Origin of the sequence: Lapillicoccus sp. (assembly GCF_025353065.1) — a bacterium.
GTDB lineage: Bacteria > Actinomycetota > Actinomycetes > Actinomycetales > Dermatophilaceae > Lapillicoccus.
In genome coordinates, this window is sequence record NZ_JANXRJ010000003.1 from 1 (window position 1) to 11,724 (window position 11,724).

The 11,724-nt window shown below is 69.3% G+C and carries 10 protein-coding genes; 4 read left to right on the forward strand and 6 right to left on the reverse strand.

Annotated elements, in window-relative coordinates; genetic code table 11:
* Positions 1-359: 359 nt before the first annotated feature.
* Genes cas2 through cas7u form a run of 6 tightly spaced genes read right to left on the reverse strand, consistent with a single transcriptional unit; the run spans position 360 to position 9,323 of the window.
* Positions 360-662: a CRISPR-associated endonuclease Cas2 gene (gene cas2 / locus Q0R63_RS00220; protein ID WP_295692267.1), complete on the reverse strand. Its 303-nt coding sequence runs from the start codon at positions 660-662 to the stop codon at positions 360-362.
* Positions 659-2,266, reverse strand: a complete 1,608-nt coding sequence (gene cas1 / locus Q0R63_RS00225) for a CRISPR-associated endonuclease Cas1 (protein WP_295692270.1) — start codon at positions 2,264-2,266, stop codon at positions 659-661. The genes cas2 and cas1 overlap by 4 nt, the downstream gene beginning before the upstream one ends.
* A complete protein-coding gene (locus tag Q0R63_RS00230) occupies positions 2,263-3,306 on the reverse strand; it encodes a hypothetical protein (protein ID WP_295692272.1) in 1,044 nt (347 codons plus the stop codon). The genes cas1 and Q0R63_RS00230 overlap by 4 nt, the downstream gene beginning before the upstream one ends.
* A complete protein-coding gene (locus Q0R63_RS00235) occupies positions 3,303-6,488 on the reverse strand; it encodes a hypothetical protein (RefSeq protein WP_295692274.1) in 3,186 nt (1,061 codons plus the stop codon). The genes Q0R63_RS00230 and Q0R63_RS00235 overlap by 4 nt, the downstream gene beginning before the upstream one ends.
* Complete coding sequence (csb2, locus tag Q0R63_RS00240; RefSeq protein ID WP_295692275.1) at positions 6,488-8,119, reverse strand: type I-U CRISPR-associated protein Csb2; 1,632 nt, start codon at positions 8,117-8,119, stop codon at positions 6,488-6,490. The genes Q0R63_RS00235 and csb2 overlap by 1 nt, the downstream gene beginning before the upstream one ends.
* Position 8,120: 1 nt before the next feature.
* Complete coding sequence (cas7u, locus tag Q0R63_RS00245; protein WP_295692277.1) at positions 8,121-9,323, reverse strand: type I-U CRISPR-associated RAMP protein Csb1/Cas7u; 1,203 nt, start codon at positions 9,321-9,323, stop codon at positions 8,121-8,123.
* 249 nt (positions 9,324-9,572) lie between these two features.
* On the opposite strand from cas7u, the gene Q0R63_RS24445 reads away from it, so the two are divergent.
* From Q0R63_RS24445 to Q0R63_RS00260, 4 genes are all read left to right on the forward strand, one after another.
* On the forward strand, positions 9,573-9,998 hold the full coding sequence (locus Q0R63_RS24445) for a DUF4158 domain-containing protein (protein WP_366521053.1): 426 nt from the start codon (positions 9,573-9,575) through the stop codon (positions 9,996-9,998).
* A gap of 126 nt (positions 9,999-10,124) precedes the next feature.
* Positions 10,125-11,027 (forward strand): hypothetical protein, encoded by a 903-nt coding sequence (locus tag Q0R63_RS00250; protein ID WP_295692280.1) that lies wholly within the window; start codon positions 10,125-10,127, stop codon positions 11,025-11,027.
* Positions 11,028-11,142: 115 nt separating this feature from the next.
* The gene (locus Q0R63_RS00255) at positions 11,143-11,355 is read left to right on the forward strand and encodes a histone-like nucleoid-structuring protein Lsr2 (RefSeq protein ID WP_295692282.1); all 213 of its coding nucleotides are present in this window, start codon (positions 11,143-11,145) and stop codon (positions 11,353-11,355) included.
* 70 nt (positions 11,356-11,425) lie between these two features.
* Positions 11,426-11,724: DUF1016 N-terminal domain-containing protein (locus Q0R63_RS00260; RefSeq protein ID WP_295692285.1), on the forward strand; the 299-nt coding region annotated here is incomplete at its 3' end.

Below are 11,724 nucleotides of genomic sequence, written 5' to 3' on the forward strand. Positions count from 1 at the left end.
GACCCCGAAGGGCCAGCGATGGCTCAACCCCGGCCAGGGCTACGCCTCGACGTACTCGCCTCAATGAAGGGCCGACCCCGAAGGGCCAGCGATGTCGAACCATTCAGGCTCGGCGTAGACCCGTTTCACGCCTCAATGAAGGGCCGACCCCGAAGGGCCAGCGATAGGGTCGAGTTTCGCATGCCTTTGACCTGTAGGTATTGATCGTCGCGCGACGGGTCCTACCGGTTGGTCGTTATGGCAGGGAGGAAGGGGAGCAGATGCGGGGCGATGCAAAGCTGGAGCCTCGCTGACCTGCAGCGATGCTGATGCGACGGGTTTTGCGGTGGACACGGGCTGATGGAGGTATCGCGTGAGAGTTACAGGACGATTGGGCCGACTCCGGTGATGGGTCGCTGCTGTCCGAGGTAGGTGATCCGACGTAATCCGCCGGTGCTGAGTTGACCCAAGTCACAGATCAGGACCGAATCGGCACCAGGGTCCAGCATCGACCGGAGCGCCAGTTTGAGCCGGACGATCCGGGCGGGTTTGGCATCGATGAGGAAGACGCTGTACTGGACGCGGTCGCCGTGAGCGCTCAACGTCTTGGCCAGGCGTGTACGTCGGTGGGTGTCCGCAACGTCATAGGCGATCAGGAAACGATGGGCACTGTCGGGGTTCACCGGGTCATGACTCCGCGATATCCCGGCTGCGTGCCGTCGAGTACGCCCAGCACGAGGCGAGCTTGGATCTCCATTGCCCGCCGCCAGGTGACTTGGTAACCGAAGGTCGGATGCTGAAATGTGCTGTTCACGCGGCGCTCGTAGGCTTCTACCAGGGCGCGGCGAGCCGGCTGACGAAGGCGTGCGGCGCCGCTCACCATCGTGAAGTCGCTGGCCTTGAGTTCGCCGTTGTTGAATGCCCCGAGAACTACCGAGTCGGCGATGGGGGCTCGGAACTCCTCTGCGAGGTCTAGGGCTAGCGCGGGCTTGTTGCGTTTGCTCGAGTGAAGAAACCCTGCGTGCGGGTCGAGGCCACAAGCGATCACGGCCCGGATAAGGTCTGCCGTCAGGAGCCCGTAAGCGTAGTTGAGCGCAGCATTGACGGGGTCAGCGGCGGGTCGGCGGTCGCGATGGGTAAAGCAGAGTCCGCTGTCCTGAACCTTCTGCGTCAGCATCGAGCTGAAGACGGCGAAGTACCGCGCGGCCGCGTCACCCTCGATGCCGAACAGTTCGGGCAGCGACGCTGCAGCTGCTGCGCGTCGTTGCAGCGCTCGCAGCTCATCGCTGACCGGAGACGCAGAGCCTCGGCGCCTGAGCAGGGTGGCCTGATTGCAGATCTTGGCGGTGACGAAGGCCCTGGCGAGGCTGAGGAGGCCCTTCTCCGACTCCACGTGTTGTCGGACTCGAGGCCATCCATTTGGTCTGGTGGCTGAGGCTGCCCACCCGATGACCCGTCCTGAACCGGAGCACCAGACAATAGGCAGGTCGCGCCACAGCAGCTCGCGTACCAGCCCGCTGGAAAGGTCGACATTGCCGTGGACCACGATTGCCTCGACACGTTCGAGCGGAACCGAGCTCAGCTCCCGGTCTCCTTGGGTGACCTTGAGCCGGCCGCCACGGGTCGCCGCCCGGGAACCTGGGGTGACCAGATGTACAACTTGGGAGTCCGGGTCGGCGACGAGGATGCGGCGCCTGACCGGGGCGAGGCGCCGTTCATCGGGCAGGCAGACATCGGCATGTGAGCACCTTGTACATCTGGGATCATCTTCCAACGGCGGGGGCGCGTCTGCGGCGGCGAGCACCGCACGTACGCCGTCGACGTGGGCGAGCGCGAGGCGATGCTCGCGGTCACCGACGGGCACCGGGACCGTGACCTCATGCTCGGTGAAGTACACGGCGCCGCCGTGGACGTCCATCCCGGACTCCCGCAGGGCGAACACCTGCAACGCCACCTGGACCACCATTGGTTCGGTGACCTCCGGCCGGCGTCGGACTGGGGTGGCCTTGTGCTCGACGACCGTCACCGCACCACTGTCGCTGATCGTGAGGCGGTCGCAGCGACCTACGATACCAAGGGTCTGACTGGTCACCTCCACAGCCCGTAGCGTTGACGCCCGAGAGGCTGCGAGGTTGTCGCTGGCCCCGTGCACGGCTGTCCCGACGGCCATCTGATGCGTGTCGGTCCGCTCTCCCATGGCTTCGAGCCACGCCCGACGGGGACAGAACGCGTGATGTGCAACCAGGCTGATCGGGATCAGCTCGTGGTCGTGCTGATCCTCGTTCACCTGTTCACAACTGGGACCAGCGCGGCTTGCATGGCCCGACGTTCGGGGGCGCTGTCGCTGCCGAACCGTTCGATGGGGAAACGCAGCACACCAGTAACCCCGCGTGAGCGCAGCCAGACCTGCGCGCCCGCCAGGACGCCGTCTTCCGGAGCCCACCGGCTCTCCAGGCCGGCGGCCGCGGCGGTGCGTAGACGGGTCGAGCACAGCACGGTGCGTAGCCGGGCGGGGCGCCAGGGCTGCTCCCAATAGGGGAGGTAGAACCATTCCTGACGTGGCCGGCCCAGATGGCCACTGCTGGTGGTGATGGCGCGCTGCCCGATGCGGGGAGTGCTGGGCAGCTGGCTGATGCCCCACAGGGCGCACCAGGCCACGGCGTTGTCCACCGGGCCGGGTCGGCACAGGCCTGTGCCGGTGCGGCTGGTTGCCTGGTCCTTACCGATCTCGTCGCGGACCTGGGCGCCGGTCAGCCCGGCCAGCACCGCAGCTGTTGGGCGGGCGGCGACGCTCTCGGCCAGTTTGCGGAGTCGTGATCCGATGAACTCCGACCCTTGGTTACGCGGTTGCATCTCCAAGCGGCCGGCGCCGTCGTCCTGCATGAGTGCGCCCTTGTTGTCGCGGCTCCAGTAGGCGGGCTGCCCCAGCGCCGCGAGGAGTTGCAGATCGAGCCAGCTGTGCGCGGTGGTCAGCGCGTTGAGGACGACGTCGCGGCGGGCGAGTATCTGCGGACGAAGGACGTCGTCGGCGACGAACGGGGTGATCCGTGGGCTCATCAGGCCACGGCGGGTGCCGTTCAGTTCGATCTCTTCTTGGAGCCAGCTGCCTGATGCGTGTGTCCGCGCATGGCGGGTCACCAGCTCGGCCATACCGGACGCGTCGAGTGCAGTGACCTTTAGCGTCGCCCGTGGTTGCCGGGTTGCGCTCTGCGCCCACCGGATGGTGACCCGTTCGTCGTGCTCCTCGCAGATCGCGGCCAGCCCGTACAGGGCCAGGTGCCACAGCATCACCCGGTAGTCGGAGCGTTCCATCACCAGCACGTTCATGATCCCTCCCCGGACACCTGGTTGTCGGCTGCCCGAAGCACCGCTTCGAGGTAGGCGCACAACCAGACCCCGTAGCGGCGGTGGGTCCGCTCCATCAGGGCGTCCCAGTCGCCCTCGTCGAACAACCGGCCGGCAACCTCACCAAGACCGGCGGTTAGCAGATCGGTCACCTGGTGGGTGAGTTCGGCAGCGACGTGCGGGAAGCCGGACCGGCCGTGTCCGTGACTGGTTCCGATTAGACGGGAGACCAGGTCCCCGTCGACCCCGCCGACCCTGTCAACCCAGACAGGCAGGTCGGACAGGTCGGGCTGGTGAAGGGCTGGCCAGCTATGGACGACGGACAGCTGCTCGTGGCGCCATCCACGGGGGAGCCCGGCCGCTTCTTGACGCCGCCAGACGGTGGAGATGGCGGAGCCGGGAACGGACTTAGCCAGCAGGGGGTCGCCTATCCGGCGTCCGAGCCGGACCTGGAACCGCTCGTCAGCTTTTCCGTCGTCGTGGTGCGCGCCCGCGAGACGGAGCGCGTCGACCCATGCGGGCGGCAGCCCGAGGGCGGTGCCCACCCCGTGGGCGCGGTCAGCGACCGCCCGCTGGTGGGCGTCCAGGGTCACCGGACGCCGTGACGGGGTCCAGGCTTGCCTGACCTCGTCGTCTGCGGCGAGCCGTCGCCGGTCGATCACAAGCACCCGCACGATCCGTTGCAGTGGCACGTCCTTGTCGTCGCCCTCGTCGGTGTCGGCGCGTTGATGGACGACGACGTCGCAACCGGCTGCAGGGTCACCAAGCAGAGCCGCCGCAGCCGCCGCAGCCGGCCACCCGGCCGGGGCCGGGTCCAACCATCCTCGGACGGCGGCTTTAAGGTCTGCCGGTTCGGTCGTCACCTGCCACCCGGTCGGTGTCTGCTGACACAGTGCTCGTGCCAGCGCGTCGAAGCGGGGGCCAGCATCCGCTCCCAGCACCCCGGCAAGCACCGCAGCCTCGAGCCGCAGGACGACCTCGCCGGCGGCCGGTGTCCGCTGCGGGTCGCCGGTCAGGACGTCGGCGGCGGGGTGCCGTTCGGGGATGCCTTCCTCGCCTGCGCCCGGGACTGGGACGGGGGGGCTGAAACCTCCCCCCGCTGCGCTGGTCGACGAGGTCGTGAACAGGCTCGCGGTGGCATCGATCACCACAGTGTCGCCGGGGCGCAGCACCGGAACGGGCGTGGCTGGCCAGCCGCGGGCGTCACCGTCCGGCCGGGTCCACTCCACCACCCCGACGTCCTCACCGCGGACCAGGACCGCGACCGGCGGATCCGTCTCGGTGCCCGCCCGCCAGTCCCGCAAAAGGTCTCGGGCGGCTCGCAGGTCGACCGGGAACGACTCGAACTGGGTGGGTCGCAGGTCGGTGATGAGGCGGACGGCGTCCTCGGGGTCGACCGGCAGGGCGTCACGCACGACCAGACCGATCTCGTGGGGGGAGTTTTCGAGGTCTTCGGCCAGCCACAGGTCCAGCTCGGGCTCGGCAGCCAGGTCCTCCGATGTGCGCGCCCAGTGCCAGGCGTCCGCCAGCTGCGGGTGCTGGTAAGCGATCCGGCGGGGTCGACCGGCCGGTGGGGGGTCCGCCCGCAGCTGCCAAGGGTTTATCCCTGCCGGGTGGAGCGCCAACCGTTTGACCCACGCCAGCGCGTCGGCGAGCGTGACCCCGTCGTACGGTCCGGAGCGCTCCTCCTGCGTGGGGGGTTGCTCCGGGACCACGATCGTCAACGGGCCCGTCGGGCGTAGCCCACGCCGGTTGAGCCGGCCCGCTCGCTGGGCTAACGCGGAGGCCTCGGCCAGCTCGGTAACCACCGCGGCGAAGTCAAGGTCGACCCCGACTTCCAGGCTCTGGGTGGTAACGACCACGTCGACGTCGTCGTTGCCTCGCACGGCGAGGACGCCGGGGTGTGCGGTACGCAGCCGTTCGACGTCCCGGGCGCGGGTCCGCCCGCAGACCATGACGACCCGCAGCCCGCGGCGCCGGCACTCGGCTGCGACCTCCACCGCCCGCAGCACGGTGTTGACGAAACACCCCACCGTAGGCGAGGTTCCGTGGATCCGGTCCAGTTGCTCGTGAGCGACCTGGACGGCATCAGCGAGGTGGTTCACCACCACGCGGCGCTGGGCGTCGCGGGTACCGGTCCACCCCGCAACCGGGGTCAGGGTCAACGGTTTCGGCCGGGTCAGCCTGTCGCGTAGCGCAGCCGCGGCGGGCAGGTCAACGTCACCCTCGTCGACCCCGACCACCCGCAGCGCAACCGCCCCGTCTGCCGTCCCGTCCGCTGCCCCGTTTGTGGGGGTGGCCGTTGTCTCCACCACCTGCAACGGGCGCACTAGAGGGCCCTGGAGGCCCGTCAGACTCGGGATCTCTGAGGCCGCTGCCCCGTCCGGGCTCGCCGGCGGCGTAGGTGTGCGCGCATCCACGTCTTTGCCGGTGTCGGTGATGAGGTCAGTGCCCGTGTCGGCGATGGTGGCGAGGTGGGCGACGCTGCGCGCGGTGACCAGCAGCTGTCGGGCGAGGTGAGCCTCGTCGACGACGAGCGCCGTGTCGAACGCTAGCAGGCCTGCCTCGACGGGCCAGGCTCGCGGGGAGGAGCCGTAGCCGCGGAACAGCAGGCGTGAGCCCCACATGTCCGGGGTGGCGCAGATGACGGCGGCCGCGGTGGGCTCGATCCGCCAGCCCCGCGACGGCGGCTGACCACCGCGGAGCTTGCCCACGACCAGGGGTCGGTCGTGCGGGCCCGCGGGACGGGCGCGGCGAAGGCGCCACAACCGCTGCGCCACCTGCGTCATCAGGTCGTCGGTGCCGGCCTCGGCCAGGTCGTCGGTCGAGACCGTGGGAAAGGCCCCGGTTAGGGCTTCGGCGAGCCGGTCGGACAGGGCCCTCGCGTAGTCGAACTGGTCGTCGACCAGCACCCGCCGCCCGACGACCAGCGATAGCCGGCGGGGCGGGCGTCCACGGGCGGGATCCTCGGCCGTCAGGGCTTGTGCGAAGACGTGGACGTCGATCACTGCGGTCTTGCCGGAGCCGGTGGGCGCGACGATCTTGTCCGGCCACCCCCCGTACTGCAGCACGGTGTCGAGGAGCCGTTCCTGCCAGGCGAACGGGGGGTGGCCGTCATGCAGAGCGGCGAAGTAAGCGGCGAAGTCGTCGCGCGTCAGGCCCATCAGCGGTCACCCGCGGACGTGATCAGACCAGCACCGGACCGGGCCTGTGCCGGCGCGTCGACGGGCACGAGGAGGCCGCCGCCGAGGTGGCGCGACTGGCCGATCGCCATAACCGTCTCGCTCGAGGCCAGGTCGCCGAGCCACAGCCGCGCCCGATAGGGGCGCACCACAGCGTCGTCGTGAACCTTATGAAAGTACGGGCGCACGTCGGTGTCCCGGACGGGTGCGGCGCTCAGGACGGCGGCGCCGGCGTCGTTCGCGGCCTGGACCAGCTGCCGGTTCCGCTCATCGCCGCGCCCGCTGACCTGGGGTAGCTGCGCGCGCCAGGTGAAGGCCAGCGACAGCAACGCGGCGTGGCCGAAGGTCCACGCGTTCCCGGACCCGCCGTTCCCCCGTCGCCCAGCAGGTACGGCTCGTCCATTACGGGCGCCGCGGACGTCCGGGACGGCGGGGGGGCTGGTCCGCCAGGTACGGACTAGGCCGGGAGAGGGGGTCCGCCAGAACCGGTGGCCCGGGACGGACCAGGTCGCGCCGTTAACGGTGGCCGCCCCGGACCGGCCGGCGCGGATCGTGTGGAGCGTGTCGACGGCCTGAGCGACCGCGTCAAGCTCGGCCGCCGACACCGCTGGCGGTAAGAACACCGCTACCGCCGACCGGTGACCGCGCAGGTCCAGGGGCAGGGAGTCGTCGACGAAGTGGATCGCCAACCGGTTGACCGGTCGTGCTGCACCCAGTCCGTACTCTCCGGTGATTAGCGTCGGCGCGCCCTCACCGAGGGCGCTGATCAGCGCCCGGTGGACGGCAACGGCCATGCCCACTCGGTCACGTTCGCGGACGAAGGTATCGATCGGCAGGATCAGCACGCTCGTCCACGGCACGTCAGCGGTAGGGGGGAGGGTCGGGGCGTAGCGGGCGAGGGCGACCTCACGATCGGGTAGGGCGGACGCTGAGGAGATCTCGTCCGAGGACCACCGGTCTCTGGCCGCCGAGGGCGGTTTTTCCGCGGTCGCGATGTGCGCCCGGGTGAGCTCGTCGAACCTGCCCGGCAGCGGCAGCGCGATGTCCTCGCCGCCGGCCGAGGAGAACGGCCCGGCGTCGGGGTCGAGGATGAACTCGCCACCGGACGCGGCCGCACCGGGCGGGGTCTCCGCGGCGCTGGTCCGCAGCCGGACTGGTGACTCCGTCGTCCCGAGGTAGGGCACGTCGGGACACAGCGCGGACAGCGCCGCGACGACAGCTGCTGGTGGTGTCTGGTCCCAGATCCAGCAGAAGACGCCGTCCACCGCGACCGAGACGTCCGGTGCCTTCGCGAGCTTCTTGATGCTCATCGAGGTCGTGGTCTTCTTAATCGTGCCGTCGGCCCTGTAGGCGGTGGTCCGGCCGGCGTTGACCTCGAGGGCGGGGATGCGGACCCGGTCGGGTGGGGTCTGCTCGATCCAGCGCAGTGCTTCCTCGTCGGCCGGGCAGGGCACGGTCGTCTCGCCTGTGCTCAGCGCCCGTGGTCCGAAACCGGCCGCACACAGCAGTGCCGAGTACAGCCGGGCGACCGACGGGACCCGCTCGACGCGACCATCGGCTTGGGCCCCCCGGTAGGTACCCAGCGGCAGCTCGGCGGTGATGGTAAAGGGCATCTCAGGCCCCGTCGTCCTGCCCGTCGGCGACTGCCCCGGCCACGATCGACGGGTTGCCCTGAACGTGCATCACGGGCCCGTCCCACGCTACGCCCGCCGTCGCCTCGGCGTGCGTGAGGGCGGCATCTAGCAGGGCGTCCGCCTCAGGGATCGTGAGCCCGTCCAGCTGACGGACCTGACCGCCGCGGCCGTCGAGCTCCACCATGACCGGGCCGGCCTCACGCAGGTCGCAGTTGGCCCGCAGCACCAGCTCGGCGTCGGAGCGTGCCAGGGCGTTCAACGCCAGGGCGGCCAGCAGGGCCCGGCATGCGGCGTCGCCCTCAGGTCCGGCGCCGAACCGCAGCTGTCGCAGCGCGGCGAAGCTCAGTACGTGAGAGCGCACGATCCGGTGGCAGGCGACCCCGGCGAGAGCCTCCAATGTGGGCGGGATGCCGCCCAGCCCCAGCATGGACGCTGAAACCCCTTTGCCCCCCTTGGCCTTAGCCGCCTCCTTGACCGCCTTGTCGTAGGTGGCGCCGCTGAGCTCAGACCGTTGGTTGGTGGCGAGCTGCTTCATCGCGGCCTCGGTGAGCTCAATCTTCATGCCCACCGGGTCGACACGGGCCCCGCCCTTGAGGCCGGGATTTGTCGCTGCGTCGTCGGCGCAGAACCCGATGATCTCCCCGACGAGGATGCTGCGCCAGCGCCCCTGCCGCGTCGCCCTGCTGGAGTCCCAGCCGCCGAACACCAGCGTTACCGGGCTCGCGTCGAGCAGTGCGCGGGCGCTTCCCGGGGTGGCGTTGCGCACGGCCCGGTACTGCTCGAGCTGGGTGACGGGGGTGCCGTCTACGCTGCCGGCTCGGATGTGACCGTCGAACGCGCGGTGCGGCAGGGTCAGGTCCGAGTACTCCTCCACGGCTGCGTCCCGCTCGTACCGGACCTCGATCCGCGGCAGCCTGCTCAGCACCGGGTGCCCCTCGTCGATGGCCGCTGCGACAGCGGCCTCGCACCGGTTGAGCACCGACTGCTTAGAGTCGATCAGCACCGCTCGAGCCGGCGCTCCGTCGAGGTAGCGGGTTTCGTAGGCGTAAGCGCCACCATCTCGGTTGCGCATCGCGAACTTGGCCGGTGCCACCGCCATCTGCGGACCGCCCGCAGGCTCCAGCTCCGTCCGAGAGGTCAAACAGGTCGCCCCACCAGGCGAATTCGCTTCAACCAAGGTCATGAAATCGAGCGCAGACAACGCAACACCCTTCAGTTGTAAGCAACAGGAAGGCCACATGAGGCCGCTAGGCTGACGAGCCGGAAAGGGCTGTCGGAAGAACGCGAACCCAGAAAGTTAAGCCCTCCGAGGCCCTCACCTTCCACTATCGGACTCAACGCCGCTCATCGTAGCGACCCCGCCCGGCAGTCCACGTCTGAAAGCGTCTGCCCGAGGCCGTCCTTCCCTGCGTGTCAGGGTGAGTTGAGACCAGTGGTTCACAGCAAGTCCACCCGATGCAGGGCGAGGTTCAAGGATTCGATTCACCATGAGCAGTGCTATTCCGTTGAGCCCTGGTATCCGTCGCCGATGACGCGGGAGATGACCCGCTTCGAGCACCGTTGGGAGATCAGCGAGGCGGGCGGGTGGCGCGACTTCGCGGAGGTCGCAGATGAGCTGTCCCTGTGGATCGACCGGCGGGCCTGGACGACCGGCGACGGCCCGAAGGCGATCGTCGATGGTGCTCTCGGGTGGTTGAGGCAGCAGCAGGTGCTGCTGCCAGGCGTTGGATTCGCTGACCCGGTTGGTGAGCCAGGTGGTGGGCGCGGCGCACCGCAGGTTGTGGGAGACGCTGCTGGAACTGATCACCGCCGAGCAGGCGCGGGCGCTACTCGGACTGTTGGAGGTCGGCGAGGGTGAGCGGATCTCGCCATTGGAGCGGCTGCGTCGCGGCCCGGTGGACCGCACGGCCGAGGCGCTGGTCGCGGAGCTGAACCGGGTCGCGGAGGTGGCAGGATCGGCCTGGGCGGGGTGGACGTGTCCTCGATGCCGCACCGGCGGCTGGTCGACCTGGCCCGGGTGGGCATGGCTGGCAAGGGCTCCAGTGCTATGGCGTTGCGACGGCGTCGGCCGTACTCCAAGCAGGTGGCTACGTTGCTCGCCACTGTGGTCCGTGCGAAACAGTTTGTTCGCGGCGACGGTGATCAGCAACCGCCGCTGGCCCAGCTGGTGTCGACGGGCGGCAGGGGAGGGGCGGCGGCGGTCAAGCTCTACCTGGCGCTGATCTGGCGCTGCTCTGCCGCGCCGTTCGACACCGACATCTCGGCCCGTAAGTGGGCTGCGCTGCAGGACCTGGAGGATCCCACTCATAAGGGAGCGCGCAGAGTCACCGCTGCCCTGCAACGACTGGCGGGCCGCAAGCTGATCCGTGTCGAGGAGCGGCGAGGGGAGTCGTCCAAGATCACGCTGCTCGACGAGTCGGCAAGTGGTCGTGCTTACTCGCTGCCCTCGACGGCCTACACGCTGGGGAAGCCGGCGGAGAAGCCTGGTCACATCTACTTCAAGGTACCCGTCTCGCTGTGGACCTCGGGGCATCTGCAGGACATGAGCGCCGCCGCCCTCGCGATGCTCCTCGCGATGCTGGCGGAGACGACAGAGCCTCGCCGCAAGATCTGGTGGTCTGCCGAGCTCTTCCCCTCCGAGTTCGCCATCAGTCCAGCGATGCGTGCCCGTGGCCCACGAGAGCTCGTCCAGCGCCGGCTCCTGCTGGTGCAGAAGCAACTGGTTCAGGACAGCCCTAAGCGTGACTTCGGGAAGGAACGGGTGCGCAATCTGTACCAGCTGATCAACGAGGCCGAACCTCGACCCACGGAGACGCCGCCTACGCCCAAAGCTAAACGCCCGCGTAGGTCGACAGGTCGGCCGAAGACAGCAGCATCGGTTCGATGAGACAACGGCGAGGTGCACGCGCCAAGGCGGCCGTCCATAGCTGCGGTCTCTGCCGGGGGCAGTAGTGCGATACGTACGTCCCCCGGCTGCGTGGTGATGCTCCAGACTGGGGCTCATGGCCCAGCGCACCATCGTGACGACGTTTGATGACCTCGACGGGACAGAGGGGGCAGAGACGGTGGTGTTCTCGTTCAAGGAGACGGTGTACTCGGTTGACCTGACAGTCCGAAATCAGCAGGAGCTGCTGCGGGCGTTGTCGCCGTTCATCACCGCCGGCACGGTGCTCTCACGCCGGCCGGCACGCGTCCGCCGCGGTCTACCGGGGTGATGGTGCGCACCCGCCCCGGACGGGTCGGCGGCCGCCGGGTGGGGATGACTCGTTGGTGAACGTTCCGTCGGTGGCACCCGAGGGATACCCCGCGCTGCTGGCCCGGCTGAAGGAGCAGGTCGCCACCGCCCGGCTGCGCGCGACCCGGGTCGTCAACACCGAGCTCCTGACCCTGTACTGGGACCTCGGCGCGGCCATCGTCGAGCGTCAGGACGCCCAGGGCTGGGGCGCGACCGTTGTAGACCGACTGGCGACCGACCTGCGCGCCGCGTTCCCCGACATGCGCGGCCTGTCCCGCAGCAACCTCTACTCGATGCGCAAGCTGGCCCAAGCCTGGCCCCGAGACGTGATCGTCCAACAGGCTGTTGG